The following is a 25982-nucleotide window of genomic DNA, read 5'->3' on the forward strand; positions in this document are numbered from 1 at the left end:
GAACAACATGGCGGACCCATTTTCGGGGCTGGTCGATGGCGTGTCGGCGCCGGCGACGCGGGGCGTGGCGGTGGCGCCGCATGACAGCAATGCGCTGGCCGATATTCCCAAGGCGCTGTTCGTGGGCGTGGCCGGCGATCTGGTTGCGCGCGGGTTGAACGACACGGCGGACGTGACGTTCAAGAATCTGGCGGCGGGATCGGTGTTGCCGTTCCGGGCGAAGTTCGTGCGGGCGACGGGCACGACCGCCGCCTCGATCGTGGCGCTCTACTGATGGCGAGCCTTGGTTTCGGCATCGACCTGGCGCTGAAGCGGCGCGATGCCGGCGCCGCTGTGCCGGCGTCGGCGATCGCGTCGCTGCAGGTACTGCCGGCGAACGGCTTGCAGGCGGTGGACGGCGCCGATGCCGCGGACGCGAACGGCTGGGTCGCGAAGGTCGTGCTGCCGGATGACGGCGTGTCGACTTTCGACCCAACCAGGATCGTGCTGACGGTCAGCGATCCGGGGTTCGATGCCAGTGGCGCAGCGACGACCGTGGTCCGCACGATCCGCGGCACGGCGGTCCTGCGCAAGCAGTATCCGAACCAGACACAGCGGCTGAACAGCGCGAGCGGAGGCGTGCGGACCGTGCATTTCGCGCTGGATGACGATGTGTATCAAGGCTCGACCCTGGTCTCGGGACAGGCGCTGGCGGGCTATTACGGGGCGGCTGCGAGCGGTGCGATCGGCGGCATGTCGAACGGCTCGACGCGAGCCTATCCGAAGCCGCTCTTCGCCTGGGTGAACATGCATCATGAGCGGGCGACCGGCGGCAGCTATGCCGTCGAGGGCGTGGCGTTTCACCGGCATGCGATGAACGGGCGACAGGTTGCGTGTGTGCAGTATCAGGCGCGGGATGCGCAGGCGGTGGCGAACCTTTCGGCGACCGTCTCGGCGTCCGTGCCGCAGCTTTCGACGATCCAGACCAAGGGGCAGATCGCCGAGGTGTATGCGGCGAGCGTGTCGCTGGCCAATCTGGCGCAGGCCGATCTGTGCCGGGTCAACGCGAAGGTCTATCCGTGGCTGGGCGATGCGACGGCGGTGCTCGATCTGCTGACGGACGGCGTCAGCGTGTCGGGCGACGCGACGACGATCAACCCGCAGACGCCGCTTCGCTTCCTGAACGACAAGACCGGCGGCTATGGCGGCGCCTGCGCGATCGTGAAGCCGGGCGGGACCGCGACGGGATCGGGCAAAGTGGCGGCGGGCTATGGCGGGCTGGGGGCGACGGCGGCCGATGCCTATCCGACGATTGCGGCTGCGCTGACGGCGCTCCAGTCTTACAATCAGGCGAACAAGGGACATACCGACCCGGCGGGCGGGACGATCTATTTGAGCGAGGATGCGGCGGGCGCGGGCGCGACGCATGGTGTCGGCAACACCAGTGCGTCGGCTGCGGGCAAGTGCTGGGTCGAGATCGTGAAGGACCCGGGCGCGACGGGCACGGTGAAGGCACAGTTGGCGGGCGCGAACGTGGCGCAGGCGTCGATGCTGCGCTGGGGCTGCCCGTTCGAGATCAACGCCGGCAATTTTAACGGCGGATCGGGCAATACTGGCAACACCTGGGTGGCGTTTCGGGGCAATGCGATCAATGCAGTCGCGAGCACCTCGGCGCCGTTCAACTATGGGTTCGCGCACAGCTATTTCGAGAATGTGACGATGACCGGCGGCGCGAACATGCCGCTGCCGTTCTTCGGCTTTGGCGGCACGGCGCGGATTCAGGTGCGGTGCGTCGGGCTGTTGTTCGAGGACATGCCGGCGGTGCTGGCGAACCGTTATGCGATCCAGCCGTTCACGCTGATCGGCTGCCGCTTCGCCAACGGCTTCTTCGACGACGGCAATTGGAGCGTGAACTGGGATAGCTGCGACGGCGGCGTCATCTGCAACACCCAGTTCCTGAAGACGCAGGCGGCATGCGTGCTGGCGAGCGGGGCGCTGCCCGGCGGCTATGCTCGCGGCTTCGCGCTGGTGCAGAACGTCATCGAGCGGACCAACACAGCGAGCAGCCCGGCGCTGCAGCTTGGCGCGGACGGGACGACGCAGGCGTTCACGAACTTCGTCGAGTTTCACAACACGCTGCCGGGCGCGGGCGGGGCGGGCGCCAATATCGGCCGCACCAACCGGGCCTATGCGGACGTGGCCGGCGCGGCGGGCGTGCTGAAGCGCATCACCAGCCGGTTCAACGTCTGGTACGACTGCAACATCAAAACCGACACGTTCACCACGAACACGACGGCCTCCGGTCGCACCGGCAACTGGCGATCGCGCTATCATGTCGGCGACCGGGGGAATGTCTCCGTGCTGGGCGACGACCAGGGTTTTGCGGTCAGTGCGAGCGGCACGACGTGGCTGGGCGAGGTCTGGCCGGGCGACGGCAAGGCTTCGGCGGCGTCGATCGGTTTCGTCAACAACGCGGCGGGCACGAGCGGCGCGGGCGACTATCGGGTTACCGGCGGCAGCAACGATGCCTATGGCCGCGTGGCGGGATCGTCCAGCAGCGGCGTGACCATCGGTGGCGCGGCCGTGCCGCTGGCGGCGCTCCGGTTCGACATCGCGGGTGTGGCCCGGAAGACGGACGGGAACGGCGCTGCGGGCGCTTACGAGCGGACCGACATCTGAGCCGGGCGGCTCGCTGAGGAGCTTCGACAATGCAGACGAGGGAACTGGCCGTGCGCGGCCGGGCGGGGAGGCGCGCGTGCTGACGATGACGGCATTTGAGGCGGACGATCTCGCGGCGGCGCGGGATGACGCAAAAGCTTATGCGCGCGTGGCGCAGAGCGGCGAGGATGGGCTGATCGAGCAGCTCGCGGCGACAAGCCTGTTGCTGTGCGAGGCGTTTTGCGGGCGGATCGGGCTGGCGCGGGAGGCGGTGGAGGTTCTGCCTGCCTGCGCCGAGTGGCGGAAGCTTTCGGCGCGGCCGGTTCGGGCGATCACATCGGTCGAGGGACTGCCCGCGGAGGGCGCTGCGTTCGTGCTCCCGGTCGACGCCTATGCGATCGACATCGACACTGACGGGACGGGCTGGATCCGGACCAGCGCACCGGGCGCGGCTGGGCGAGTTCGGGTGACCTATGATGCGGGACTGGCGAGCGGTTGGGCAACGCTGCCGGAGACGCTTCGGCAGGGCGTCGTGCGGCTGACGGCACATCTTTACGCGCATCGCGACGATCCGAACGAAGGCGCGCCGCCGGCTGCGGTCGCGGCGCTGTGGCGGCCGTGGCGGCAGGTGGGGCTGTGATGCTGGAGGCGCTTGAGGCGCGGGCCGAGGCGGTCGGCGCGCGGGCCGTGGCACGGGCGAAGCGGCGGCTGGTCGCGGAGTTCGGCGAGCCGGGAATCGACGTGGCTGAGACGGAGCGCGGCGTCGTCCTGTCGGGTCGCGGCCTTTGGCTGCGCTTGCTGGCGAGCGGTCGGCTGCGCTGGATCGGAGGGCTATTGCGATGAGCTTCGAAGCGGCGCTGCAAGACGCTGTGCTGGCGGCGCTCGCCGCCGAGCCGGTGATCTCGGCGCAGGCGAACGGCGTGTTTCTGGAACGTCCGGTGCGGGCGAGCACGCCGTATCTGGTCGTGGGCGACATGCTGAGCGCCGACTGGAGCGCGAAGGGACTCGCCGGGCGCGAGGTGCGGCTGCTGATCCGCGTGCATGACGCGGGCGAGAACTGGGCGCCGACGGTGGCGCTGCAAGGTGCTGTCGGCGCAGCCATCGAAGGGCTGCCGCGGGAGATCGGCGGCTACCGATTGGGCGCGATCACGCTGCTGCGTGCCCGAACGGTGCGCGACGGAGCGACGGGCTGGCTGGGCACGGTCGAATATCGAATTCGTGGAATGGAGGGCTGAATGGCGATCGAGCGGGGAAGCGCGTTTCTGCTGAAGGTGGGCGACGGGGCGACGCCGCCGGTTTATGCGACCGTTGCCGGGCTGCGGACGACGCAGCTCAGCGTCAACGGCGAGGCGGTGGTGGTGACCCACAAGGGATCGGGCGGCTGGCGGGAGCTGCTGTCCGGCGCGGGGGTGCGGTCGGTCTCGGTCTCGGGCGCGGGCGTGTTCACCGGATCGGCGGCGGAGACGCGGCTGAAGACGAATGCGCTGGCGGGGATGCTCGACGATTACGAGCTGAGCTTTGAAAGCGGCGAACGGATGCGGGGCAAGTTCCTGGTCTCGCGGCTAGACTATGCCGGCGATTTCAACGGCGAGCGCAGCTACACGCTGAGTCTGGAAAGCTCCGGCGAAGTGGTGAGCCTGTGAGCCAGGCGAACCCGGTGCGGGGCGAGGCGGCGTTGCGGGTGAATGGTGTCGCGCTGGTGCTGCGGCCGACCTTTGCGGCGCTGGTTGCGGCGGAGGAGGAGCTTGGGCCGCTGTTTGCACTCGTTGAACGAGCAGCGGCGGGTGGGCTGAAGCTGTCCGAAATGGCGGCGCTGTTCTGGCATTGCCTGCACGGCAGGCCAGACGGGCTGACGCGCGAGGCGTTTTCGGAAGGTGTCGCGTCCGGCGGGCTGGCTGCGGCGACGCCGGCGCTGAAAGTGCTGTTGCGGCAGGTGCTGCAAGGGCGCTGATGGACGCGTGTTTTGCAGCGAGCGCATCGCGGCTGGCGGGGCTTGCAGGGGCAGTGCTCGGCTGGTGGCCGGGCGAGTTCTGGGACGCGACGCCGGCTGAGCTGGCCGCTGTGTTTTCCGCGCTGAACCCGGCTGCCGAAGCGCCGGTGGGAACAGACGTGCTTGCGCATTTGCAGGAGCAATTTCCCGATGGATGAAGAGATCGAGCGGCTGGTCGTGTCGGTGCGTGCCGACACGCAGGGCTTTGCGCGCGACGTGCAGACGATGCGAGGCGAACTGGACGGGCCGTTCGGCGCCGGCGTGGATCGGGCGGGACGGGCGCTGGAGGCCGGGCTCGCGCGGGCGATCCGAACGGGCAAGCTGGGTTTCGAGGACCTCGGCCGGATCGCGCAATCGGTGCTGAGCTCGATTGCGGCGAGCGCGGTACGCGCCGGCGTGCATTCGATCCTGTCGGGCATCGGCGGGGTGCTAGGCCTGCCTGGCCGCGCGACCGGCGGGCCGGTGTCGCCGGGACGGGCCTATGTTGTCGGCGAGCGCGGGCCGGAACTGTTTGTGCCAAGTTCGGCGGGGCAGGTAGCGGCGTCCTCCGAGCCTTCGCGCGAGGTGCGCGTGACGGTGAATGTCAATGCGCCGGCGGGAGCGGACGGCGCGCAGGCGTTGGTGCGATCCTCGCGGCAAGTGGCCCGCGCGGTTCGTCGCGCGATGGAGGATTGAGTGGGGTTCTGGCTGGCGCGCGAGCGCACGGTTCAGGAGACCGGCTTCGTCAAGCGCTTCGATCCGCGGTTCTGGACCGTCAATTTCCCGCGGCCGATGATGGCGTCGGTGGTGACGACCGCGCCGGATTCGCTGCGGGTCGATGCGGTGTTCTACCGGAAGAACGATTTGGCCGGCCTGATCTGGGCGTCGGAGGATCGGTACGATCATCCGCTGCTCGCTTACGAGACGGCGCGCGATTATCGGCGGTGCGTGTTGTCGTTTCGCTGGCGATCGGCGGGCGTGCTGCCGCTCGATGCCGTGAATGGGCCGACGCTGACCATCGAAGGGCGGGACGAGTCCGGGACGGCGCGGTCCTGGTATGTCCGGCTGTGGAACTACGCCGTTGGGACGCCCGAGGATGCAGCGATCACGCTCGATTTCGCGACGCTGCAGGCGGGGTTTTCTCTGCCCGGCGAGGCGGTCTGGGCGGGCGATGTCGACCGGATGTTCGTGTCGCTGGCGCCGCCCGGATATGATGAGGCTGGCGGCGATCTCGATGCGCCGGCCGAGGGTTGGGCCGAGCTGACCGAGCTGCGCTGCGACGGGTCGGGCTCGGTGCTTAAGATCGGCGACGTGATGATGCCGCCGCACACGCTCCGGATCGCGACCGGATATGACGACGCCTACAACGTCACGCCGGCGCGGCTGCTGCGCAGCATGGTGCAGCTCGGCTACCGTGAGCTGATCAACCACTATGTCGGGATGAGCCATTATTTCCGGCTAACGGGCGGGTTGGCCGGGCTGGACGGCGGGGCTTTGAATGCGCCCTGTGCGGCGTGGCATCGCGACTTCGCCGCGCGCGCAAAGGCGCTTGGGTATGAGCTGATCTTGTCGCTGTCCTACGAGCTGCTCGACCAGCATTGTCCGGAGGCGTGGAAGCAGCGGGCGACGGACGGCAGCCCGGCGCTGACCGGCTGGGCGCCGCCGTCGACTTTGCTGTCGCCGGCGAATGGCGAGGCGATGGCTTATCTGCAGGCCGTCGCCGTCGCGTTTTGTGGAATTGCGGACGATGCAGGTTTGCGCGTGCGCTTTCAGGTGGGCGAGCCCTGGTGGTGGGTCGCGCCGGACGGGTCGCTGTGCGTGCACGATGCGGCCGCAGTCGCCGCGAATGGCGGCGTGGCGCCGAACGATGTGCAGGCGGGCGCGATGCTCGCCGCATCGACGGCAGCATTGACCGGCGCCGTCGAGGCAGCGGCGCCCGATGCGGAGACCTTGCTGCTGGTTTACCTGCCGACCGTACGGGGCAGGGAGGCGGCTCTGGTTCCGACCGGCTGGGCCGCGCCGGCTTTCGATGTGCTGCAGCTCGAGGATTATGAATGGGTCACGGCCGGCAATCGCGCCGCCAGTCTGCGGGGTGCGGCCGAGATCGGGACGCGGCTCGGCTATGCCGCGGATCGGCAGCATTATCTCGGTGGGTTCGTGCTTCGGCCCGAGGACAGTGCCGACTGGGCGGAGATCGCCGATGCGATCGAGCGAGCACGCGGGCGCGGCGTCGCAGAAGCGTTCGTCTGGGCGCTGCCGCAAGTGATCCGCGACGGCTTCACATGGTTTGACGAGGAGGAGCGAGTGGACACGTTTGCCGATGTGAGCTTTCCGATCGCGATCGGCCGAGAGGCGAGCGTCGAGGCGGCGACCTCGACCGCGATTGCTGCCGGCGCGGGCGGGCGCGAGCAGCGCAACGCCGAATGGGCGGAAGCGCGGCTGAAGTTCGACGCGGGGCCGGGCGTGCGGTCGGAAGCCGATCTGGGCGCGTTGATCGCCTTCTTCCGGGCGCGGCGCGGGCCGGCGCAGGCGTTCCGCTTTCGCGATCCGTTCGACGACAGCTCGAGCGGCACGACCGGAACGCCGGGTGCGACGGATCAATTGCTGGGCATCGGCGATGGGACGCGGACGGATTTCCCGCTGGCGAAGGATTATGGAGGCGTGGCGCGGCGGATCACCCGACCGGCCACTGGGACGGTCCGGGTTGCGGTGGCGGGCAGCGAGACGAGCGCATTTACGCTGGCCGAAGCCGGCGTGGTCAGCTTCGATGCGCCCCCTCCGGCAGGCGCGACGGTGACCGCCGGGTTTCGTTTCGATGTGGCCGTGCGGTTCGAGCAGGACCGGATCGAGGTCAATCGCGCTACCTTCCTGGCCGGAGAAGCAGTGAGCGTGCCGCTGATCGAAGTGCGTGAGGGATGAGCGCTTTCCTCCAACGCGAGCTGACGGGCTTCGCATTTTGCTGGCGGATCGAACGGCGCGACGGCGTGGCGCTGGGCTTCACCGCCCACGACCGCGATCTGATTGTCGACGGGTTCAGATACCGATCCGCGCCGGGAATCGCGCCATCATCGATCGAGGACCGGGATCCACTCGAGTCCGATGCGTTGGAGGTGGCCGGGGCGCTCACCGCAGATGCGATCAGTGAAGCCGATCTGCGTGCGGGGCGGTGGAACGGGGCCGGCGTGAGGCTGCTGGCCGTGGATTGGCAGGATCCGTCTCAATCGCTGGAGCTGTTGCGGGGCGAGCTTGGCTCCGTCTCCTTGCAGCGCGGGACCTTCTCGGCCGAGCTGCACGGACCGGGCGTGCTGCTTGAGCGGCCGATCTTGGAAGTCACTTCGCCGCTTTGCCGCGCAGAGCTGGGCGACAAGAGGTGCCGCGTCGACCTCGCTGGACGGCGGACAATTGCGGCCGTCGTGGCGGGCGACGGCGACACAGTCACGCTCGACCGGATCGAGCCGGTTTCCAACGGATGGGGTGGCGGGCGCCTGCGCTGGCTGGATGGCCGCAATGGCGGGTTGAGCGCTCTGATCCTAGCAAGCAGCGGCGCGACGCTCACACTGAGCGACGCGCCGCCATTCGAGGTGGCGGCGGGCGCCCGTGTGGAAGTGACCGAAGGTTGCGACAAGCGGTTTGCGACTTGCCGCGACCGCTTTGCCAACCACGCCAATTTTCGGGGCGAGCCGCATTTGCCGGGCATCGACCTGCTGACTCGTTATCCGGGCGAATGAGCGACATTGCACGCGCCGCTCAGGCGCTGGCTGGTGCGCGTTTCCGGCTGCATGGCCGATCGGCTGAGACGGGGTTGGACTGCGTCGGCGTGGCGGCTCTTGCGACCGGCGTGAGGGCGCCGACCGGTTATCCGTTGCGCGGAATGGCGACCGCTACGGCAGTCGACTGGATCGAGGGAGCCGGGTTCCGTGCTGTCGATAGCGGCGGGCCCGGCGATCTCATGCTGCTGCGGACAGGGCCGGGGCAACTGCACCTGGCGGTGAAGACCGAGCGGGGATTCGTGCACGCCGATGCCGGGCTGCGGCGCGTCGTCGAGCGGCCGGGTGCGCCGGAATGGGAGATATTGGGGATATGGCGACGCTTGTCTTGACGGCGGTCGGCTCGGTGTTCGGCCCGATCGGCGGTGCGGTCGGCGCCTTGATCGGGCAGAGCATCGATAATCGCCTCTTCAAACCGAAGGGCCGCGAGGGTCCAAGGCTGCAGGATCTTCGGGTCCAGACCTCCAGCTATGGTTCGGCAATTCCGAAGCTATTCGGGACGATGCGGGTGGCGGGCACGGTGATCTGGGCGACCGATCTGGTGGAGCACCGGTCGAAGCAGGGCGGCAGTAAGGGGCGGCCATCGACAACGACCTACAGCTATACCGCTTCGTTCGCGGTGCTTCTTTCGGCGAGACCGATCCGTTCGGTGGGACGCATCTGGGCGGACGGCAATCTGCTGCGCGGTGCGGGCGGGGACTGGAAGGCTGAAACCGGATTCCGCGTTCATCTGGGCGGCGAGGATCAGGACGACGATCCCCTCATTGCGTCTGCAGAGGGTACGCTGGGGACGCCCGCCTATCGTGGCGGCGCTTATGTCGTCTTCGAGAATCTCGCTTTGGGGGCGTTCGGCAATCGGATTCCGTCGCTTACATTCGAGGTCGAGGCCGATGTGGAATCGGTTCCTGTCTGTTCGATGCTGCAGGAACTGAGCGCGGGCACCGTGATCGGCGAAAGCGGCCCGGTTCTGGGCGGCTTAGCAGTAAGCGCCGAGACAATGCGCGGCCTGATCGAGGAACTGCGCCAAGCCTTGCCGACTGATCTGCGGGCAGAGGGCGGCCGACTGCACGTAGCGGATGTCGCGATGGAGCCCGTTGCGCTCTCTGCCACCGAGTTGGGCGAGGATCGGAGCGAGGCGCTTCCGGGCGCGGCCGCCCTGCCGCAAACGCTCGAACTCGGTTATTATGACCGTTCACGCGATTTTCAGGCCGGCGTGCAGAGCGCACGCCGACCGGATGGACGACGGACCGAGCGGGTCCAGCTAGCGGCCGTGTTGGACGCAGATGTAGCGCGCGGCCTTGCCGAAGCAGCGCTCGCGCGCCTTCATCGGGAGCAAGGCAAGCAATCGGTCCGATGCGGGTGGGCGCGGTTAGGTCTGGCGCCGGGAAGCACCGTGCGGCTGCCGGATAGCGCCGATCTGTGGCAGGTCGCGAGCCGCACGGTTCAAAGGGATGGCGTGAGCCTGGAGCTGAGGCGCACGCAGACCGGGAGTGCCGTTTCATTTCCTTCCGATGCCGGGCGAAATATGCCTGCTGCGGATCGGGTTCATGGACCGACGATCGTTCACCTGCTCGATCTGCCAAGTCTCACGCCGGAACCGGCCAACACGCCGCGGCTCTACATTGCCGCCGCCGGCCCGTCGCCGGGGTGGCGAAAAGCCGGCTTGATGGTCAGCCTCGACGCCGGCGCGAGCTGGGAGGCGATCGGGCAAACTGCGCCTCCGGCAGTGATTGGAAATACGACCTCCGTTCTTAATGCTGCGGGGGAAGCCTTGATCGATGAGGCGCATCGGGTTGATGTTCAACTTCTCCACGATCAGATGCTTCTCGAGGACGCCGATCCGGATCGACTTGTTGCCGGGGCGAACTTGGCACTGCTCGGCGATGAACTGATCCAGTTCGGAAGCGCGGAGCCGCTTGGCGAGGGGCGCTGGCGCCTATCGCAGATCGTTCGCGCGCGGCGGGGAACGGCCTGGGCGGCTTCTGCGCATTCCATTGGCGAGCGCTTCGTCCTCATCGATCCGGACACATTGGCGATCTACGAACCACCGCTGAGCGCGACCGGAACCACCGTTCGGCTACTCGCGTCCGGCATCGGCGACGAGACGCCGGCGGAAACGGCCGCCAACGCGATCGGCGAAGCGCTGCGTCCACCTGCGCCCGTCCATCCTACGTTTGCGCGTCGGTCGGACGGCGGGTTTGACCTGCGCTGGATCCGCAGCAGCCGTGCAGGCTGGGAGTGGCTCGACGGCGCCGATGCTCCGCTCGCGGAAGACCAGGAACGTTATCGGCTGACCATCCGGCGCGCTGACGGAGTAGAGCGCGCTTACGAACTCGCCCAAGCGAGTTTTCTCTATGGTGTTTCAGACGCGATCGACGATGCGACTGTCGGCGCGTCGGTTCTGGTCGACGTGGTTCAGCTCGGCAGCCGTAGCGTGTCTCGCGCCGCAACTCTCCCTCTCATCTTCTAGGAGACATTCCCGTGAGCCTCGAAAGCCCAAGGCTGCACCTTCCGCTAATCTCTGCAGGGCAAGCTCAGAAGGAACTGACGCATAATGAGGCGCTGACCCTTATCGATATAGGGCTTGCTGCTGCAGTCGAGAGCGCCGGTGTGGACGCGCCACCTTCGACGCCAACGCCCGGTCAATGCTGGATCATAGGCAGTGCGCCTACCGGTGTGTGGCTTGGGCAGCCCCATGCGCTTGCCTGCTGGACCGAGGCGGGCTGGCGTTTTCTCCCTGCTGTCGAGGGCCTTTCGGTGTGGGTGAAGGACCAACAGCTCTGGGCGGTTCGGGAAGGCTCGACGTGGATGATCGGACGTCTTCGGGGGAGCCGCATAAATTTGGAAGGCTTGCAGGTTGTCGGGCCGCAGCAGCCTTCCGTCGCCGTACCGTCGGGCGGCGCGGTGATCGATGCCGAGGCGCGAGCTGCGATCGCGGCGATCCTCTCCAGGCTCACGGAGCATGGTCTGATCGCCGCCTAAAGACCCGTTTCCAAACCGAACCGATCCGCAGAAAAGCGTCATACCTGTGGCACTTGTGCAACAGTTTGAGGAATTGCGGGCTTGCACCGAAACAATGCAGCCGATAGTGAGTTTTCGCTGTCCGAGTGACACCAAGAAAGGGGATTTCTATGCGGAAGCTTGCCATTACGATGGCGCTGGCCTCCACGGCGATCGCCTCGCCCGCGTTGGCGCGAGACAAGTCGTGGTACATCGGAGCCGAAGGCGGCGCGATGATCGTGGAGGACATTACCTTCAACCTGGCCCGCGGCACGCAGGTCGGTACGGGTACCGTCAATCACAAATACGGCTACGACGTCGACGGTATTGTCGGCTACGACTTTGGCGTATTCCGTCTCGAAGCCGAGGTGGGCTACAAGCGGGCCCGCGTCGATAGCTATGAAAGCACGCTGACCACGCCTGCTGGCACCGGATTCTTGCCTGGCAACGTCCTGTACGATGCCGGCGGTACGTCTTCCGCTTTGAGTTTCATGCTCAACGGTCTGCTCGATTTCGGCGACGAAACCGGCATTTCCGGCTACATCGGCGGCGGCGCCGGTGTCGCTCGCGTGAAGTTCAGCAACTATCGGCTGAACCAGCATTCGACGTTCCTCGACGATTCCGACACGCGTTTTGCGTGGCAGGGTATCGCCGGTGTGCGTGCACCGCTGACGGACAATATCGATGTCGGCCTGAAGTATCGCTTCTTCAACGCTTCGCGTCTGCGCTTGGTCGGGACGACGGGCGATGCGGTCTCCGGCCGGTTCCGGTCGCACAGCCTGCTCGGCAGTGTGATCTACAACTTCGGCGCTGCGCCGCCGCCGCCGCCGCCTCCCCCGCCGCCGCCGCCGCCGGCTCCGCCGCCCCCGCCGCCTCCGCCGCCTCCGGCTGTGGTGTGCACGCCGGGACCGTATATCGTGTTCTTCGAATGGGATAAGTCGGACATCACGCCGGAAGCGGCGTCGATCCTCGACAATGCGATCTCGGCCTATCAGAACTGCGGCAACGCCCAGGTCATGCTGGCCGGCTATACCGATACGTCGGGTACGCCGCGCTACAACCTCGGCCTGTCTCAGCGCCGTGCGGACTCGGTGAAGGCTTACATGAGCAGCCACGGCATTGCCGATGGCGTGATCACGACCCAGGCCTTTGGTGAGACCAACCTGCGCGTCCAGACCGCGGACGGTGTCCGCGAGCTGCAGAACCGCCGTGTGGAAATCACCTACGGACCGGGCTCGGGCATGTAAGCCTGACCTTCAGGTCAATGATTGGGGCCGGTCGGAAACGACCGGCCCTTTTCTTTGCGTTAAGCTCCCGCAAGCGTCGGCACGAGACGCCAAGATATCGAGATGCGCCGATGACTTGCGGTTGCGCTTCGAGCTTCGTACGCGTGCCGCCCTCATTGGGAGGTGCCGATGCCGCGTCTTGCCGCAATTGCTGCCATATCTTCAGTCCTCGGTGGCTGCATGACCGCGAAGACCGTGAATACCGTCACCGATTATGCTGCTCACGCAGATCTGCAAGGTTCCGACGGCATCTCAAGGGGCCGGGTGCTAATCGGCGAGGCGGGCGGGCCATCCGTCGCCGTCCTTGTCCAAGCCGAAGGCCTGCCCGCCGGCACCCACGGTATCCACATCCACACGGTTGGACGGTGCGATGCACCTGATTTCCAGACTGCGGGCGGGCATTGGAATCCGACGGGCAAGCAGCATGGCCGTGACAATCCAATGGGTGCGCATGAAGGCGACCTGCCAAACATCGAGATTGGCGCGGACGGACGCGGCAATGCCGATTTCACCGTCGCCGGCGCGACGCTGGCCGCGCTGCTCGACGCCGATGGCGCGGCAATCGTCATTCACGCCAGCGCCGACGATTATCGGACCGATCCCAGCGGCAACAGCGGCGCGCGGATTGCGTGCGGCGTGATCAGCCGCTGAACAGCGGGATTTGCGGCGCCGCATCCCGCGGTAAAAACCCCGTCAGGCGCGGGTCGGGAAAGATCTCCACGGCGCGCGCAAAAGCCGTGAAGCCTTGCGCGCGATAGAAGCCGAGCGCGGACGGGTGATCGAGCGTGCAGGTGTGCACCCAAACCCGGGACACGCCCGCTGCCCATGCCATTGCCAGCGCCCGCGCCATCAGCCAGCGGCCGTGCCCGCGGCCGGCAAGTTCCGGGACCAATCCGAAATAGGCGAGTTCGCATTCGCCGTCTGTGCGAAAGTCGAGTTCCAGCATTCCGACCTCGATGCCGGTGCGATCGACGACGGCGAAGATGCGCACGAGTTCGTCGCTGACGATTCTCGCGAGTTCATTGTCGGGCATCACGAGCCGGGAAAACCATAGCCAGGGCTCTCCGATACGTCGAAACAGGGCGCGATAGCGGCCAAGGTCCGGCGCCTCCCAGCGTATCAAGCGGAGGTCCGACTCCGGCATAGGTTTGAGCTTTGGGCGCGCCCGCATTTCAAGCGAGGTCACGACGGCCGCGATATGGTCCGAAGGGATGGGCTTAAGCGTCACGCAATGGGCCTAGCCAAGCACTGGCAAGCCAGCAACGGGCGCCATTCGAGTGGTAAGGATGCCTTTAACGCCTTTCGCTATCCAGCTTTAAGACTCCTTCAACCCTCCCACGCTTATCAGGGTCTCGGCTGAACGGCCTGAGCAGGTTGAGTAGAGCGTAAGGAGATTTTCAATGCAGTTCGTCCGCAAGATGATTCGCAACAACAAGGGTGCAACCGCGATCGAGTACGGCCTGATCGCCGCCCTGATTGCCGTTGCCGCCATCACTGCCATGACCAGCCTGGGTCAGAAGGTCGGCAAGACCTTCAACAACGTCTCGGCGAGCATGGTGCAGTAAGCACGATCGCAAGATCAAAACGGACAAGGGCGGCGAGGAAACTCGCCGCCCTTTTTCGTTTGCGTCACTCCCAAATCGCGACGGGCGGCAGACTCATAAGGATTGCGTCGATGTTGCCGCCGGTCTTCAGGCCGAACAGCGTTCCCCGATCATAGACCAGGTTGAACTCGGCATAACGGCCGCGCCATGCGAGCTGGGCATGCTTGTCGGCTTCGTTCCATGATTCGTGCATGCGGCGGCGCACGATCTGGGGATAGATGTGGAGGAATGCCTCTCCGACATCGCGGGTGAAGGCCAAATCCGCCTCGAAATCGCCTTCCAGATGGTCGTAGAAAATGCCGCCCACGCCGCGATGCACGCCGCGGTGCGGAATGTAGAAATAGTCGTCCGCCCATTTCTTGAAGCGGGGATAATACTCCGGCGAGTGCGCGTCGCAGGCCTGTTTCAGCCGTGCGTGGAAATCCGCGGTGTCCTCGTCGCGGGGCAGGGGTGGGTTCAGGTCGGCGCCGCCGCCGAACCATTGCTTTGTGGTGCGCAGGAAGCGCGTGTTCATGTGAACCGCCGGTACATGCGGGTTCGCCATGTGCGCGACCAGGCTGATGCCGGTCGCGAAGAAGCGAGGATCGTCGCCCGCGCCGTGAATCGACTTGGCGAATTCGCCTTCCAAGCGGCCGCCCACGGTCGAGACGTTGACGCCGACCTTCTCGAACACCTTGCCTTTCATCACGCCGCGCACGCCGCCGCCGCCCGGCGAACCGTCGGGATCGCTGCGATTCCAGGGCGTGTATTCGAAGCGCGCGTCCGACCCGGCCACGCGCTCGATCGCTTCGAACGCAGAGCAGATGCGGTCGCGCAGCGCCTCGAACCAGTTGCGCGCGGCGGTTTGCTGTTCGTCCAATTCCAATGTTCGACTCCGTTCAGGCCGGCAACTGGTGCGTTTGCCGGAGCGCCTCGGCCAAGGCCACCGCGGCGGCGACCGAGACATTCAGCGACCGCAATTCCGGTGCGATCGGGATGCGAACGGTTGCGGCCGCCGTTTCATGAACGTGTTGCGGCGCGCCGGCGCTTTCGCTTCCCATCAACAGCACATCGCCCGGTTCGAAAGCGAAATCCCAGAGATCGTGCGTACCCCTCGAGGTCAGCAGGATCAGCCGTGAGCTTTGCGCCGCCCGGAAACTCTCCCAGTCGGCATGGCGCGTGAAGGCGACATGGTCGAAATAATCCATGCCCGCGCGCCGCACGCGCTTGTCGTCCCAGGGAAAGCCCATCGGCTCGATCAGGTCGAGTGGGACGCCGAAACAGGCGCAACTGCGCATGATCGCGCCGACGTTGCCGGGGATATCGGGCTGGAACAGGGCGAGGCGCATCGCGTGCCCGTAAAGAGGCCAAACAGAATATTTGCAACCGCCGCATTCGGCGCTATCAGCGCGCCAACCGTGCCGGACCGTCCGCGCACGGCCGTGAGTGCTTTGGCCGAAGAGGGTGGGGGAGCCCCGGCGCAACGCTCGCATCGATAGGTTCGGGGTTTTTTCAGACAAGGCAGATGATGGCCACAGTCGAGCATCAGCATCGCGAAGAGGCATTGGCCGAAGATCAGGGTCACCGCCGGCGCGATTTCATCAACATTGCGGCAGTGAGCTTCGCCGGAGTCGGCGCCGCGGCGGTCATCGTTCCGGTGATCAGCCAAATGAATCCGTCGGCCGACGTGCTGGCGCTGGCGACCAGCGAAGTCGACCTGTCGGCGATCAAGCCGGGCCAGGCGATCAAGACGATCTACCGCAAGCAGCCGCTGTTCGTGCGCCATCTGACGCCGCAGGAAATCGCGGCGGTGAACGCGGTGCCGACCGGCAGCCTGCGCGATCCGCAGACGCTCGCCGAGCGCACCAAGCCGGGCAAGCAGGAATGGCTCGTCACCATGGGCGTGTGCACTCATCTGGGTTGTGTGCCGCTCGGCGCTGGCGAGGGCGAGAATCGCGGACCGTTCGGCGGCTATTTCTGCCCCTGCCACGGCTCGGCCTATGACGCCGCTGCGCGCATCCGCCAGGGCCCGGCGCCCAAGAATCTCGAAGTGCCGGACTATGTCTTCCGGTCGGATACCAAGATCGAAGTCGGAGCGAAGGCATGAGCTTTCCCTGGGCCCAGCATTACGAACCCAAGCACCCGTTCATGCGCTACATGGACGAGCGGCTGCCGCTGCCGCGGCTCGTCTATAACGCGATCGGCGGCGGCTACCCGGTTCCGCGCAACCTGAATTATTTCTGGAACTTCGGCGTGCTGGCGGGCCTTGCGCTCGTCCTGCAGATTCTGACCGGCGTCATCCTTGCGATGCACTACGCCGCCAACGGCGCGGTCGCCTTCCATTCCGTCGAGCACATCATGCGCGACGTGAACTGGGGCTGGATGCTGCGCTACATGCATGCGAACGGCGCCAGCTTCTTCTTCATCGTGGTGTACATCCACATTTTCCGCGGCCTTTATTACGGATCGTACAAGGCGCCGCGCGAGATGGTGTGGATCCTTGGCCTCGTCATCTTCCTGCTGATGATGGCGACCGCGTTCATGGGCTATGTGCTCCCCTGGGGCCAGATGAGCTTCTGGGGCGCCAAGGTCATCACCAGCCTGTTCGGCGCGATCCCGCTTGTCGGGCAGACAGTGCAGATCTGGCTGCTCGGCGGTTATGCGCCGGACGATGCCGCGCTCAACCGCTTCTTCTCGCTTCACTATCTGCTGCCGTTCGTGATTGCTGGCGTGGTGATCCTGAAGATCTGGGCGCTGCATATTCCGGGCTCGTCCAACCCGACCGGCGTCGAGGTGAAGGACTCGCAGGACACGGTGCCGTTCCACCCGTATTACACGGCGAAGGACGGCTTCGGCGTCGCGATCTTCCTGCTGCTCTACGTCGCGATGGTGTTCTTCGCGCCGAATTATCTCGGCCACCCGGACAACTATATCGAGGCGAATCCGCTCTCGACCCCCGCGCTGATCGTGCCGGAATGGTATTTCTGGCCCTTCTACGCGATGCTCCGCGCGTTCACGGTGGACTTCATCCTGCCGGCGAAGCTGTGGGGCGTGCTGGCGATGTTCAGCTCGATCCTGCTGCTGTTCTTCCTGACCTGGATCGACCGCTCTCCGGTCCGCTCGACCAACTATCGTCCCATCTACAAGATCTTCTTCTGGATCTTGATGCTGGACCTGGTGGTGCTCGGCTATTGCGGTGGCAGCCACGCGGAAGAGCCGTATCTGATGATCTCGCAGATCGCGACAATGTACTATTTCGCGCACTTCCTGATCATCCTGCCGATCGTTTCCGCCATCGAGCGTCCGAAGCCGCTGCCCAACTCGATCTCCGAATCCGTGCTGCACGGCGAGGAGAAGGAATCGGCGCCGTTCGGAGCCGGCGGCGTAGCGCCCGGCGCCCAGCCGCAGCCCGCGGAATAAGAGGTCTAATCCATGGTTCGGATTATCGGATTTTTCGTCGGGCTCGGCTTCTGCCTCGTCCTTGCGATCGCCTTCTTCACGGGCGCCTACAACCAGATCACCAACCCGCCCGCCGAGACGGCCGAGAAGGAGTTCCATCTCCATCCGAAGGAGCTCCATCTCGCGAGCAACGGTCCGCTCGGCAAATTCGACCGGCAACAGCTCCAGCGCGGCTTCCAGGTTTACAAGGAAGTCTGCTCGGCCTGCCACTCGCTGAAGTTCGTCGCTTTCCGCGACCTGCGCGATCTCGGCTATAGCGAAGCCGAAGTGAAGGCGATCGCCGACCAGTGGGTCGTGCAGCAGCCGTCGATCAACCCGGAGACGGGCGAGCCGACCACGCGCAAGTCGGTGCCTGCGGATCACTTCCCGTCGCCGTTCGCGAACGAAGTCGCGGCGCGCGCAGCGAACAACAACGCTCTGCCGCCCGACCTGTCGCTGATCACGAAGGCGCGCGAGGATGGCCCGGCCTATGTGCACTCGCTGCTGACCGGTTATCGCGACCAGCCGGCGGAGTTGCTGAAGAAGTTTCCGGGCGCGAAGACGCCGAACGGACTGCATTACAACCCCTACTTTGCGAACCTGAACATCGCGATGCCGCCGCCGCTCGTGAGCGACGGGCAGGTGACCTATGCCGATGGCACCAAGGCGACCGTCGACCAGATGGCGCAGGACGTCGCGGCGTTCCTGACCTGGACGGCCGAGCCGAAGCTTGAGCGCCGTCACGGTATCGGCGTTGCGGCCTTTATCTTCCTGCTGGTGTTCTCGGTACTGACCTACATGGCGTACCAGAATATCTGGGCCAGCAAGAAACGCGTGCTCGCGCACGGATGAGCCCGGACGAGCTGAAAGCGCTCGTCCGGACCATCCCGGACTTTCCGAAGCCGGGCATTCAGTTCCGGGATATCACCACGCTCTTGATCGACGGCCGCGGCTTTGCTGCGGCCGTCGACGCGTTGGTGGAACTGGCGCGACCCTATGGCGCGGACCTGATTGCCGGCATCGAGGCGCGCGGGTTTATTTTTTCAGGACCGGTCGCGCGCGCGCTCGGCGCCGGGCTGCTGCCCGTCCGCAAGCCGGGCAAGCTGCCGGGGCCGCGGATCGGCGTCGACTATGCGCTGGAATACGGCACGGATCGGCTGGAAATCCACGAAGGCGCGTGCGTGCCCGGCCACCGTGTGCTGCTGGTCGATGACCTCATCGCGACCGGCGGCACGGCCAGCGCCACGATCCGCCTGTTGCGCGAGTCTGGCGCGACCGTGCCAGCAGCCCTGTTCGTGATCGATCTGCCCGATCTCGGCGGCGCGGATTTGCTGCGTGAACAGGGCGTCGAGCCGCACGCCCTGATGGCGTTTCCCGGCCATTAACTGCCATTCTCATCGGTTCTGAGGGCAGGGTTAACCTTCCTTCAGTGTTTGCCGGGTTAGGCCGATAGAGTGAACTTGGTCGACCTCCGGAATGTGCGCGGCTGGATTGCAGCCGGTGCGCTGTTCATCGCGATGTTGGTCGTCCTTGCCGGCCCCTCTTACGCGGCGGCGCCCGTTCGGCTTGAAGAGCATTGCCGGATCGGGGCCCCTGCGGACACGGCCATAGCGGAGATTTCGAAGCGCCTCGACCGCTGCGCCGCGCCTGCTCCAAAAGGATATTTCGGCACGTTGTGGGTCGCCTATGATCGGCTTCCCGACTTCACCCCGCTGAAAAAAACTTGGCGGCTGATTCTGGACAACAACCGGGCCGATGCGGTGGATGTCTGGATGATCGGGTCGGACGGGAAGGCCGACCATTGGACGTTCGACCCAAACGCGTCCGATCGCGAATGGGCCGCGGCCAACTACATGTCCATGCTGGTCACGCCGGAGCGGCCGGTCAGCCGCATTCTGGTCCGCCTGATCAATGCGCGCAGCCACAGCTACGTCCGGGCGCCGCAGATCGCTCGTGCCAGGGATTTTGCGCCGCTCGAACGCGACCAGGCGGCGATCTACGGAATCGGCGTCGGCATGCTGGCGCTGACGATCCTGTTTCACCTGAGCCTGTTCTTCGCGATGCGGCGGCGGTTCCAGTTGATCTATTGCGCCCATGTCGGGTTGCTGGTCGTCTATGGTCTTTCCTATTCGGGCCTGATTCACATCTTCGCGCCGAGCCTCGGCGCGGCCGCGATCTCCAATATCCTCGCATTCGCGATGGCCGCGGGCACCGCGACCGGCATCTCCTTCATCATCGAGTTTCTTGGGGCCAGCACGCCGCGCTGGCTGCGCCGCTGGGCCGGCTTTGCCGCACTCGGCTCGCTGACCGGTGCGGTCGGCCTGTTGCTCGTGCCGGACCGCCTCAGCTATCCGGCGTTTCTCGCCGCCAATCTGCTCGCGATGCACACGATCCTGCTGACCACGGCCATTCTGGCGCGCGCCTGCGTGCGTCGTGTGCCGATGGCCAGCACCATCGCGCTCGGCTGGGTGCTGCCGATCGGAGTGTCACTCCTGTATCCGGCCCGGACGTTCGGACTGATTGGCGCCGAGACTATTCCGGACGGTTTGATGATGTTCGCAACGACGATCGAATGCCTTATCCTGTCGCTGCCGGTCGCCGCCCGTATCCGCAATCTCAGGATGGAGCATGAGCGCGCGCATGAGCGGCATGTGATGCTCGAGCGCCAGGCCCAGACCGACGCGCTGACCGGCCTCGCCAACCGGCGTGGCTTCGGCGATGCGCTGGCCCGGATCGGCGTCGCCCAGGCGGACCCCGCGCCGCTTGCGCTGCTCGTCATCGACATCGACCATTTCAAGCGCGTCAACGATCAGCATGGTCACGCCACGGGCGACGCGATCCTGCGGCACGTCGCCGGACATGTGGCGCGTGTCGCCGGATCGGGCGCGATCGTCGCGCGCTATGGCGGCGAGGAATTCGTGGTGGCGCTCCGCAATTATGATCTGATGCGCGCCGGAACGCTTGCCGAGCGCATCCGCAACAGCATCGGCGTCACGTTCGACATGGAGCCGGACCTGCCCCGCGTGACGATCAGCATCGGCGTCGCAGCAGGCGGCAGCGACGAGATCGAGATCCTTCTCGCCGACGCCGATTGCGCGCTTTACCGGGCCAAGAACGAAGGCCGGAACAAGGTGATGCTGGCCGACGGTCCGCTGGTCTACGCGGCCGCCGCCTAGGCTTCGGCGGCGGGCGGCGTCCGACCGCGCATACTCGAACGAACAGGGACATGCAGCACGTTCGCGCGGGTGCGGACGGCTTCCTGCGACCGGTTCATGGCGCGCGCGACTTCGGGCAGCAACTGGCCCTCGGCAAAGCGGCGGCGCAGTTCCTCGTCAGCGGCCTCGTCCCACCGCGCTCCGTGATGTTCGCGTTTCACCATGTGTATCATCGCGTTCCCTATCGTGGAGCGCGCCTTTACGGGTCCGCCGCTGAATGCGTTTGGAATAAGCCATTTAGCTGACAGCAATGTTCGCATTGTCGGCGACTGCATCCGATCCGCTGCCGGGGCGTTTGCGAGCGTAACGCGATTGTCATAAGCTGGACGGATGGCCTCGACCGCTTCAACTGCCGCTTTGTCGCCTCCCGGATGGGGGATGCTGGCGCGCGAGCTGCGGTCCGCGGTCGATCCGCGGCGGTTGTTCGTACCGCGCGAGGCCGTGACGCCGGGGATTGGCTGCAACCGCCCGGTGCTCGTCATCCCCGGCTTTCTTGCTTCCGACGGTTCGACGCGGCCGCTGCGGCTGGCACTGAAAGAAGCCGGATTTCGGGCGCACGGCTGGAAGCGCGGGCGCAATTTCGGCCTCGACCGGTCCGTGTTCGACGTGATCGACGCGCGTGTTCGGCATATCGCCCGCGGCGCGCCGGTGTCGATCGTCGGCTGGAGCCTCGGCGGCCTGATCGCGCGCGAATACGCCAAGCTTCACCCGGAGCGGATCGACAAGGTGGTGACGCTCGGCTCGCCCATCTCCGGCGATCCGCGGCAGAACAACAATGTGTGGCGGCTTTACGAACTGGTCGCGGGCCACGCAGTCGACGCGCCGCCGGTCGCCTGCACGCTCGACGAAAAGCCGGCGGTCGAGACGATCGCGATCTGGTCCGCGCGGGATGGCATCGTCGCTCCGCACGGGGCTTGCGCCGCCGATTGCTGCGATCGCTCGATCGAGATCACCTGCGGTCATATCGAGATGGTGTATGCGCCGGAGGCGATCCGGGCCGTGATCGACGCGCTAAGCTAGGAAAGGCGCCGCGACCTCTTTCGGCACGCGCAGCACGCGCCCGCTCGCGCGGTCGACGATCGCCCAGGTCGTTTTTGCGCGAACCTTGATCTTGCCGTCCGGCCCGATGAAGGCGACATGCCGGTCGAAGCGCGCGCCCTTGGGCGGCTCCTCGATCCATGTGCGGGCCGTCACCGTTTCGCCCGGACCGACATTGCCGAGATAGTCGATCTCGTGCCGCACCACGACCCAGATGTAGGCCTCAACATGCGCCGAATCGGCGATGGCCAACCAGTGCGCCGTGGCGATATCCTGAATCCAGCGCACCCACACGGCATTGTTGACGTGGCCGAGCTCGTCGATGTCCTCCGGCCGGGGCGTGATGGCGAGCTCGAACGGCGTCATGCCGTCAGACCGAGCTGCCAGAGCAGGAACGCGAATTCCTCCGCTGTTTCCCGCAAGCTCTCGAACCGGCCCGACTTGCCGCCATGTCCTGCGCCCATGTTGGTCTTCAGCAGCAGCAGATTATCGTCGGTCTTGGCGGTGCGCAGCCTGGCGACCCACTTGGCCGGCTCCCAATAGGTGACGCGCGGATCGTTCAGGCCCGCGGTGACCAGCAGCGGCGGATAGGCTTGCGCCGTCACATTGTCGTAGGGCGAATAGCTGCGGATCAGTTCGAACGCTGCCTTGTCCTCAATCGGATTGCCCCATTCCGGCCACTCGCCGGGCGTGAGCGGCAAGGTCGGGTCCAGCATCGTGTTCAGCACGTCGACGAAGGGCACGTGCGCCGCGACGGCGCCCCAAAGCTCGGGCGCTTCGTTGATCACGGCGCCCATCAACTCGCCGCCCGCCGAGCCCCCCGCGATCGCGATCCGCCCCGCTTGCGTATAACCCAGGTCAACGAGTCCCTGGGCCACGTCGATGAAATCGTGGAAGGTATTGGTGCGCTTCTCCAGCTTTCCGTCCAGATACCATTGCTGGCCGAGATCGTCGCCGCCGCGGATGTGGGCGATCGCGAACGCCATGCCGCGGTCGAGCAGGCTCAGCCGCGAGGTGGAGAAGCCGGGCTCGATCGCCAGGCCATAGGCGCCATAGCCGTATAGGTAGAGCGGGCCGGGCCGCTGGAAGTCGCGCTTGTACACGATCGAAACCGGAACCCTGGTGCCGTCGCGTGCGGGAATCTCCAGCCGCTCGGTCGCGTATTGGCTGGCATCGTAGCCGGACGGGATTTCCTGCACCTTCAGGACCGTGCGCTCGCCGGTCGCGAGGTCGTAGTCGAGCACCGATCCGGGCGTGACCATCGACTCGTAGGAAAGGCGAAGCTTCGCCACGTCATATTCGGGATTGTCGTCCAGCCCGGCCGAATAGCTCGCCTCCGGAAAATCGATCTGCTTGCCCGGGCCGCCCGCATAATCGTGCAGGTAGATGCGATCGAGCCCGTGCTCGCGCCCCTCGATCACGAACAGGCTGGCGAAAGTGCTGACATCGGTCAGGTAGAAATCCGCCGAGGGGGCAATGAGCTCGCTCCACTCCCCCGGCCGCGCGACAGGCGCCGTCACCACCCGGAAATTGGTGTGGGTGTCGTTGGTGCGGATGAAGAGCGTGCCGTCATGTTCTTCGACGTCGTACTCGCGGCCGGGCTGGCGCGGCGCGACCATCGCCGGTTCGGCGAACGGATTGTCGAACGGCAACAGCCGCACCTCGCTCGTCACATGGTCGCCGGTGCTGATCAGGATGTAACGCTGCGACTGAGTGAGGCCGAGGCCGACCTGAAAACCTTCGTCCGCTTCGCGATAGAGCTCGATATCTTCCGCCACCGCGCTGCCCAGTCGATGCAGCTTGGCGACGTCGATTCGCCAATGCTCATTGACGAGGCCGTAGAGCAGGTTCTTGCCGTCGCCGGAGAACAGGAACGCGCCCAGCGTGCCTTCGATCACGTCCGGCAGCAGCTCGCCCGTCTCGAGATCCTTGACCCGGATCGTGAACCGTTCCGAACCATTGTCGTCGACGCCATAGGCGAGCAGCCGCCCGTCCGGGCTCACGTCCATACCCCCGAGCCGGAAATACTCCTTCCCTTCCGCGAGCGCCGGCTCGTCGAGGATCAGTGCAGCTTCGCCGCCAGCGACCGGCGAACGCCACCATTTCCGATATTGCGCGCCTTCATCGAACGATCGCCAGTAGAGCCAGTCGCCGTCCTTTTGCGGCACCGACTGGTCGGCTTCCTTGATCCGCCCACGCATTTCCTTGAACAGCGTGTCGACGAGGCCCTGATGCGGCGCCATCGCCGCTTCGAAATAGGCGTTCTCGGCGCTCAGATAGGCAAGGATTTCCGTGTCGGTGACTTCCGGATAGCCGGGGTCGCGCAGCCACGCGTACGGATCCTCGATCGTGATCCCATGATGCGTGCTGGAGTGGGGGCGACGCGCCGCGACCGGCGGCGGAGGAAGCATGGTCATGCTGCGCGGTTAGCGGCAGGATCGCGCGAGGAAAAGCGCCCGCGGCATTGACCGCTGTCGCAGAATTCGGGGAGAGCTTGATCGCATGGACTTGGACACTTTCGAAATGCTGCGCACGGCTGTTCGCCGCTTTGTCGACGAGCGGCTGATTCCGGCGGAGGATGCGGTTGAGGACACCGACGCCGTCCCAGCCGAGATCGTCGACGAAATGCGGCATCTGGGCTTGTTCGGCATCTCGGTGCCGGAGGAATATGGCGGGCTCGGCTGCACCATGGCCGAGGAAGCCGCAATCATCCGCGAGCTGACGCGTGCGTCGCTGTCGTTCCGTTCGGTGATCGGCACGACCGTCGGCATCGGCAGCCAGGGGATCATGATCGACGGGACCGAGGCGCAGAAACGCGAATGGCTGCCGCGTCTTGCAGCGGGCGAGGCGATCGCCAGCTTCGCCTTGACCGAGCCCGAGGCAGGGTCCGACGCCGCGTCGCTGCGCACATCGGCAGTGCTGGAGGGCGGCCATTATCGCATCAACGGCACCAAGCGCTTCATCACCAACGCGCCGCGCGCCTCCGTCTTCACGCTGATGGCGCGCACCGATCCCGAGACCAGAGGCGCGGGCGGCATCTCGGCGTTCATCATCCCGGCAGACACGCCCGGCATAGCGCTTGGCAAGGCCGATAAGAAAATGGGCCAGAAAGGCTCCGTCACTTGCGACGTGATCCTTGAAGACGTGCTGGTGCCTGCCGACGCGATCATCGGCGGCGTGCCCGGGCAGGGGTTCAAGACCGCCATGAAAGTGCTCGACCGCGGCCGCATTCATATGGGGGCGGTCTCGCTCGGTATGATGGACCGGCTGATCGAGATGAGCGCCTGCTACGCCAGCGAGCGCCGTCAGTTCGGCGTGCCGATCGGCGAGCATCAGCTCGTCCAGGGCATGCTTGCCGACATGAAATGCGACCAGCTCGCAACCGAGGCTCTGTTGGAGAAAGTCGCCGCGCGCTTCGATGCGGGCGAAAAGACGCCGCTCGAAGCCGCCGCGCTCAAATATCTCGCGACCGAAGCGGTCGGGAGGGTCGCCGATCGCGCCGTCCAGATCCATGGCGGCGCTGGTTATATGGCCGAATACAAGGTTGAGCGCTTCTACCGCGATGTGCGCTTGCTCCGCATCTACGAGGGGACCTCGCAGATTCAGCAGACGATTATCGCCAAACAGATGTTGCGCGCGACCTCCTGGGCGTAGCGGCCCTGCTCCGCGCACGGAGCAGGGCTCGAAAGCGGGTGCTTACCAGCAGCGACGCACGCGCTGATGATGGCGCCAGACCCAGGTGCAGCGACGATGATTGCGCCAGCCGTAATGCCGGCGGTCATTGTTCCAGCCGACGTGGCGACGCATGCCGCGATCGTCGCGCCAGTTTCGGTCGTCGCGGCGGTCGTCGCGCCAGTTGCGATCGTCGCGATTGTCTCGGCGAATGCTTTCGTCGCGCCTCATGCCGCCGCCTTGGCGGACGTCTTCATGATAACCGTTTTGCGGCGGCTGAGCGGAAGCGGCGGAGCCCGCTCCAGCGATCGACAGGCCCATCAGGGCGGCCAGGACGAGGCTTTTCATCATCTTCTCCCGTTGCACGTCCGAAAGGA

The 25982-nt window shown here is 65.9% G+C and carries 31 protein-coding genes; 24 read left to right on the forward strand and 7 right to left on the reverse strand.

Annotation, left to right across the window (positions count from 1 at the left end):
- The first annotated feature begins 7 nt into the window (after positions 1–7).
- From ACFSCW_RS04035 to ACFSCW_RS04110, 16 genes are all read left to right on the forward strand, one after another.
- Entirely contained in the window at positions 8–274 is a 267-nt protein-coding gene (locus tag ACFSCW_RS04035; RefSeq protein WP_380887146.1) for a spike base protein, RCAP_Rcc01079 family, read from the forward strand.
- Positions 274–2658 (forward strand): hypothetical protein, encoded by a 2385-nt coding sequence (locus ACFSCW_RS04040; RefSeq protein ID WP_380887148.1) that lies wholly within the window; start codon positions 274–276, stop codon positions 2656–2658. The genes ACFSCW_RS04035 and ACFSCW_RS04040 overlap by 1 nt, the downstream gene beginning before the upstream one ends.
- Before the next feature lie 85 nt (positions 2659–2743).
- Positions 2744–3277 (forward strand): head-tail connector protein, encoded by a 534-nt coding sequence (locus ACFSCW_RS04045; protein ID WP_380890004.1) that lies wholly within the window; start codon positions 2744–2746, stop codon positions 3275–3277.
- On the forward strand, positions 3277–3480 hold the full coding sequence (locus ACFSCW_RS04050; protein ID WP_380887150.1) for a hypothetical protein: 204 nt from the start codon (positions 3277–3279) through the stop codon (positions 3478–3480). The genes ACFSCW_RS04045 and ACFSCW_RS04050 overlap by 1 nt, the downstream gene beginning before the upstream one ends.
- The gene (locus ACFSCW_RS04055) at positions 3477–3872 is read left to right on the forward strand and encodes a DUF3168 domain-containing protein (RefSeq protein WP_380887152.1); all 396 of its coding nucleotides are present in this window, start codon (positions 3477–3479) and stop codon (positions 3870–3872) included. Before ACFSCW_RS04050 ends, ACFSCW_RS04055 begins: the two co-directional genes overlap by 4 nt.
- Positions 3873–4280: a phage tail tube protein gene (locus ACFSCW_RS04060; RefSeq protein ID WP_380887154.1), complete on the forward strand. Its 408-nt coding sequence runs from the start codon at positions 3873–3875 to the stop codon at positions 4278–4280.
- Positions 4277–4588, forward strand: coding sequence for a gene transfer agent family protein (locus tag ACFSCW_RS04065; RefSeq protein ID WP_380887156.1), 312 nt, complete (start codon positions 4277–4279; stop codon positions 4586–4588). The genes ACFSCW_RS04060 and ACFSCW_RS04065 overlap by 4 nt, the downstream gene beginning before the upstream one ends.
- Positions 4588–4785, forward strand: a complete 198-nt coding sequence (locus tag ACFSCW_RS04070) for a phage tail assembly chaperone (protein WP_380887158.1) — start codon at positions 4588–4590, stop codon at positions 4783–4785. Before ACFSCW_RS04065 ends, ACFSCW_RS04070 begins: the two co-directional genes overlap by 1 nt.
- Entirely contained in the window at positions 4778–5302 is a 525-nt protein-coding gene (locus ACFSCW_RS04075; protein ID WP_380887160.1) for a tail tape measure protein, read from the forward strand. The genes ACFSCW_RS04070 and ACFSCW_RS04075 overlap by 8 nt, the downstream gene beginning before the upstream one ends.
- Entirely contained in the window at positions 5303–7525 is a 2223-nt protein-coding gene (locus ACFSCW_RS04080) for a DUF2460 domain-containing protein (protein ID WP_380887162.1), read from the forward strand.
- The gene (locus ACFSCW_RS04085) at positions 7522–8334 is read left to right on the forward strand and encodes a DUF2163 domain-containing protein (protein WP_380887164.1); all 813 of its coding nucleotides are present in this window, start codon (positions 7522–7524) and stop codon (positions 8332–8334) included. Before ACFSCW_RS04080 ends, ACFSCW_RS04085 begins: the two co-directional genes overlap by 4 nt.
- A complete protein-coding gene (locus ACFSCW_RS04090; protein ID WP_380887166.1) occupies positions 8331–8705 on the forward strand; it encodes a peptidoglycan endopeptidase in 375 nt (124 codons plus the stop codon). The genes ACFSCW_RS04085 and ACFSCW_RS04090 overlap by 4 nt, the downstream gene beginning before the upstream one ends.
- Positions 8706–8875: 170 nt before the next feature.
- On the forward strand, positions 8876–10843 hold the full coding sequence (locus ACFSCW_RS04095) for a phage tail protein (RefSeq protein WP_380887168.1): 1968 nt from the start codon (positions 8876–8878) through the stop codon (positions 10841–10843).
- Positions 10844–10854: 11 nt separating this feature from the next.
- Complete coding sequence (locus ACFSCW_RS04100; RefSeq protein ID WP_380887170.1) at positions 10855–11355, forward strand: DUF2793 domain-containing protein; 501 nt, start codon at positions 10855–10857, stop codon at positions 11353–11355.
- Positions 11356–11504: 149 nt separating this feature from the next.
- Positions 11505–12620, forward strand: coding sequence for an OmpA family protein (locus ACFSCW_RS04105; protein ID WP_380887172.1), 1116 nt, complete (start codon positions 11505–11507; stop codon positions 12618–12620).
- A 219-nt stretch (positions 12621–12839) separates the two neighbouring features.
- Positions 12840–13310 (forward strand): superoxide dismutase family protein, encoded by a 471-nt coding sequence (locus ACFSCW_RS04110; RefSeq protein ID WP_380887174.1) that lies wholly within the window; start codon positions 12840–12842, stop codon positions 13308–13310.
- Here the strand turns inward: ACFSCW_RS04110 and ACFSCW_RS04115 are convergent.
- A complete protein-coding gene (locus ACFSCW_RS04115; protein ID WP_380887176.1) occupies positions 13300–13887 on the reverse strand; it encodes a GNAT family N-acetyltransferase in 588 nt (195 codons plus the stop codon). The two genes, ACFSCW_RS04110 and ACFSCW_RS04115, sit on opposite strands and share 11 nt — an antisense overlap.
- Positions 13888–14059: 172 nt before the next feature.
- On the opposite strand from ACFSCW_RS04115, the gene ACFSCW_RS04120 reads away from it, so the two are divergent.
- The gene (locus tag ACFSCW_RS04120; RefSeq protein ID WP_380887178.1) at positions 14060–14224 is read left to right on the forward strand and encodes a Flp family type IVb pilin; all 165 of its coding nucleotides are present in this window, start codon (positions 14060–14062) and stop codon (positions 14222–14224) included.
- Between the two features lie 64 nt (positions 14225–14288).
- On the opposite strand, the gene hemF is transcribed toward ACFSCW_RS04120, so the two are convergent.
- On the reverse strand, positions 14289–15128 hold the full coding sequence (gene hemF / locus ACFSCW_RS04125) for an oxygen-dependent coproporphyrinogen oxidase (RefSeq protein ID WP_380887180.1): 840 nt from the start codon (positions 15126–15128) through the stop codon (positions 14289–14291).
- A gap of 13 nt (positions 15129–15141) precedes the next feature.
- A complete protein-coding gene (locus tag ACFSCW_RS04130; RefSeq protein ID WP_380887182.1) occupies positions 15142–15591 on the reverse strand; it encodes a tRNA (cytidine(34)-2'-O)-methyltransferase in 450 nt (149 codons plus the stop codon).
- A gap of 179 nt (positions 15592–15770) precedes the next feature.
- Between ACFSCW_RS04130 and petA the strand changes: the two genes are divergently transcribed.
- The 5 genes from petA to ACFSCW_RS04155 all read left to right on the forward strand — a co-directional run bounded on the left by petA (position 15771) and on the right by ACFSCW_RS04155 (position 20856).
- Positions 15771–16349 (forward strand): ubiquinol-cytochrome c reductase iron-sulfur subunit, encoded by a 579-nt coding sequence (petA, locus tag ACFSCW_RS04135; protein WP_380887184.1) that lies wholly within the window; start codon positions 15771–15773, stop codon positions 16347–16349.
- On the forward strand, positions 16346–17662 hold the full coding sequence (locus tag ACFSCW_RS04140; RefSeq protein ID WP_380887186.1) for a cytochrome b: 1317 nt from the start codon (positions 16346–16348) through the stop codon (positions 17660–17662). The genes petA and ACFSCW_RS04140 overlap by 4 nt, the downstream gene beginning before the upstream one ends.
- Before the next feature lie 12 nt (positions 17663–17674).
- Positions 17675–18532, forward strand: a complete 858-nt coding sequence (locus ACFSCW_RS04145) for a cytochrome c1 (protein WP_380887188.1) — start codon at positions 17675–17677, stop codon at positions 18530–18532.
- Positions 18529–19065 carry an adenine phosphoribosyltransferase gene (locus ACFSCW_RS04150; protein WP_380887190.1) on the forward strand — a complete coding sequence of 179 codons (537 nt, stop codon included), beginning with the start codon at positions 18529–18531 and terminating at the stop codon, positions 19063–19065. Before ACFSCW_RS04145 ends, ACFSCW_RS04150 begins: the two co-directional genes overlap by 4 nt.
- A gap of 75 nt (positions 19066–19140) precedes the next feature.
- The gene (locus ACFSCW_RS04155) at positions 19141–20856 is read left to right on the forward strand and encodes a GGDEF domain-containing protein (protein ID WP_380887192.1); all 1716 of its coding nucleotides are present in this window, start codon (positions 19141–19143) and stop codon (positions 20854–20856) included.
- Here ACFSCW_RS04155 and ACFSCW_RS04160 read toward each other — a convergent pair.
- A complete protein-coding gene (locus ACFSCW_RS04160) occupies positions 20853–21059 on the reverse strand; it encodes a hypothetical protein (protein WP_380887194.1) in 207 nt (68 codons plus the stop codon). The genes ACFSCW_RS04155 and ACFSCW_RS04160 overlap by 4 nt on opposite strands.
- Positions 21060–21273: 214 nt before the next feature.
- Here ACFSCW_RS04160 and ACFSCW_RS04165 point away from each other — a divergent pair, with 214 nt between their 5' ends.
- On the forward strand, positions 21274–21915 hold the full coding sequence (locus tag ACFSCW_RS04165; protein ID WP_380887196.1) for an esterase/lipase family protein: 642 nt from the start codon (positions 21274–21276) through the stop codon (positions 21913–21915).
- Here ACFSCW_RS04165 and ACFSCW_RS04170 read toward each other — a convergent pair.
- Both ACFSCW_RS04170 and ACFSCW_RS04175 read right to left on the reverse strand, forming a co-directional pair.
- Positions 21907–22299, reverse strand: a complete 393-nt coding sequence (locus ACFSCW_RS04170) for an acyl-CoA thioesterase (RefSeq protein WP_380887198.1) — start codon at positions 22297–22299, stop codon at positions 21907–21909. The genes ACFSCW_RS04165 and ACFSCW_RS04170 overlap by 9 nt on opposite strands.
- The gene (locus ACFSCW_RS04175; RefSeq protein WP_380887199.1) at positions 22296–24350 is read right to left on the reverse strand and encodes a S9 family peptidase; all 2055 of its coding nucleotides are present in this window, start codon (positions 24348–24350) and stop codon (positions 22296–22298) included. The genes ACFSCW_RS04170 and ACFSCW_RS04175 overlap by 4 nt, the downstream gene beginning before the upstream one ends.
- Before the next feature lie 85 nt (positions 24351–24435).
- Here ACFSCW_RS04175 and ACFSCW_RS04180 point away from each other — a divergent pair, with 85 nt between their 5' ends.
- Entirely contained in the window at positions 24436–25587 is a 1152-nt protein-coding gene (locus ACFSCW_RS04180) for an acyl-CoA dehydrogenase family protein (RefSeq protein WP_380887200.1), read from the forward strand.
- Between the two features lie 42 nt (positions 25588–25629).
- On the opposite strand, the gene ACFSCW_RS04185 is transcribed toward ACFSCW_RS04180, so the two are convergent.
- On the reverse strand, positions 25630–25953 hold the full coding sequence (locus ACFSCW_RS04185; RefSeq protein WP_380887202.1) for a hypothetical protein: 324 nt from the start codon (positions 25951–25953) through the stop codon (positions 25630–25632).
- Positions 25954–25982: the final 29 nt, after the last annotated feature.

Source organism: Sphingomonas tabacisoli, from assembly GCF_042678385.1.
Lineage (GTDB): Bacteria > Pseudomonadota > Alphaproteobacteria > Sphingomonadales > Sphingomonadaceae > Sphingomonas_B > Sphingomonas_B tabacisoli.

Bases quoted from the DNA above. Each gene is read 5' to 3' on its own strand.
- ACFSCW_RS04035 (WP_380887146.1), top strand. From the start codon at position 8: ATGGCGGACCCATTTTCGGGGCTGGTCGATGGCGTGTCGGCGCCGGCG.
- ACFSCW_RS04040 (WP_380887148.1), top strand. From the start codon at position 274: ATGGCGAGCCTTGGTTTCGGCATCGACCTGGCGCTGAAGCGGCGCGAT.
- ACFSCW_RS04045 (WP_380890004.1), top strand. From the start codon at position 2,744: ATGACGGCATTTGAGGCGGACGATCTCGCGGCGGCGCGGGATGACGCA.
- ACFSCW_RS04050 (WP_380887150.1), top strand. From the start codon at position 3,277: ATGCTGGAGGCGCTTGAGGCGCGGGCCGAGGCGGTCGGCGCGCGGGCC.
- ACFSCW_RS04055 (WP_380887152.1), top strand. From the start codon at position 3,477: ATGAGCTTCGAAGCGGCGCTGCAAGACGCTGTGCTGGCGGCGCTCGCC.
- ACFSCW_RS04060 (WP_380887154.1), top strand. From the start codon at position 3,873: ATGGCGATCGAGCGGGGAAGCGCGTTTCTGCTGAAGGTGGGCGACGGG.
- ACFSCW_RS04070 (WP_380887158.1), top strand. From the start codon at position 4,588: ATGGACGCGTGTTTTGCAGCGAGCGCATCGCGGCTGGCGGGGCTTGCA.
- ACFSCW_RS04075 (WP_380887160.1), top strand. From the start codon at position 4,778: ATGGATGAAGAGATCGAGCGGCTGGTCGTGTCGGTGCGTGCCGACACG.
- ACFSCW_RS04085 (WP_380887164.1), top strand. From the start codon at position 7,522: ATGAGCGCTTTCCTCCAACGCGAGCTGACGGGCTTCGCATTTTGCTGG.
- ACFSCW_RS04090 (WP_380887166.1), top strand. From the start codon at position 8,331: ATGAGCGACATTGCACGCGCCGCTCAGGCGCTGGCTGGTGCGCGTTTC.
- ACFSCW_RS04095 (WP_380887168.1), top strand. From the start codon at position 8,876: ATGCGGGTGGCGGGCACGGTGATCTGGGCGACCGATCTGGTGGAGCAC.
- ACFSCW_RS04105 (WP_380887172.1), top strand. From the start codon at position 11,505: ATGCGGAAGCTTGCCATTACGATGGCGCTGGCCTCCACGGCGATCGCC.
- ACFSCW_RS04110 (WP_380887174.1), top strand. From the start codon at position 12,840: ATGACCGCGAAGACCGTGAATACCGTCACCGATTATGCTGCTCACGCA.
- ACFSCW_RS04120 (WP_380887178.1), top strand. From the start codon at position 14,060: ATGCAGTTCGTCCGCAAGATGATTCGCAACAACAAGGGTGCAACCGCG.
- ACFSCW_RS04130 (WP_380887182.1), bottom strand. From the start codon at position 15,591: ATGCGCCTCGCCCTGTTCCAGCCCGATATCCCCGGCAACGTCGGCGCG.
- petA (WP_380887184.1), top strand. From the start codon at position 15,771: ATGGCCACAGTCGAGCATCAGCATCGCGAAGAGGCATTGGCCGAAGAT.
- ACFSCW_RS04140 (WP_380887186.1), top strand. From the start codon at position 16,346: ATGAGCTTTCCCTGGGCCCAGCATTACGAACCCAAGCACCCGTTCATG.
- ACFSCW_RS04145 (WP_380887188.1), top strand. From the start codon at position 17,675: ATGGTTCGGATTATCGGATTTTTCGTCGGGCTCGGCTTCTGCCTCGTC.
- ACFSCW_RS04150 (WP_380887190.1), top strand. From the start codon at position 18,529: ATGAGCCCGGACGAGCTGAAAGCGCTCGTCCGGACCATCCCGGACTTT.
- ACFSCW_RS04160 (WP_380887194.1), bottom strand. From the start codon at position 21,059: ATGGTGAAACGCGAACATCACGGAGCGCGGTGGGACGAGGCCGCTGAC.
- ACFSCW_RS04165 (WP_380887196.1), top strand. From the start codon at position 21,274: ATGCTGGCGCGCGAGCTGCGGTCCGCGGTCGATCCGCGGCGGTTGTTC.
- ACFSCW_RS04170 (WP_380887198.1), bottom strand. From the start codon at position 22,299: ATGACGCCGTTCGAGCTCGCCATCACGCCCCGGCCGGAGGACATCGAC.
- ACFSCW_RS04175 (WP_380887199.1), bottom strand. From the start codon at position 24,350: ATGACCATGCTTCCTCCGCCGCCGGTCGCGGCGCGTCGCCCCCACTCC.
- ACFSCW_RS04180 (WP_380887200.1), top strand. From the start codon at position 24,436: ATGGACTTGGACACTTTCGAAATGCTGCGCACGGCTGTTCGCCGCTTT.
- ACFSCW_RS04185 (WP_380887202.1), bottom strand. From the start codon at position 25,953: ATGAAAAGCCTCGTCCTGGCCGCCCTGATGGGCCTGTCGATCGCTGGA.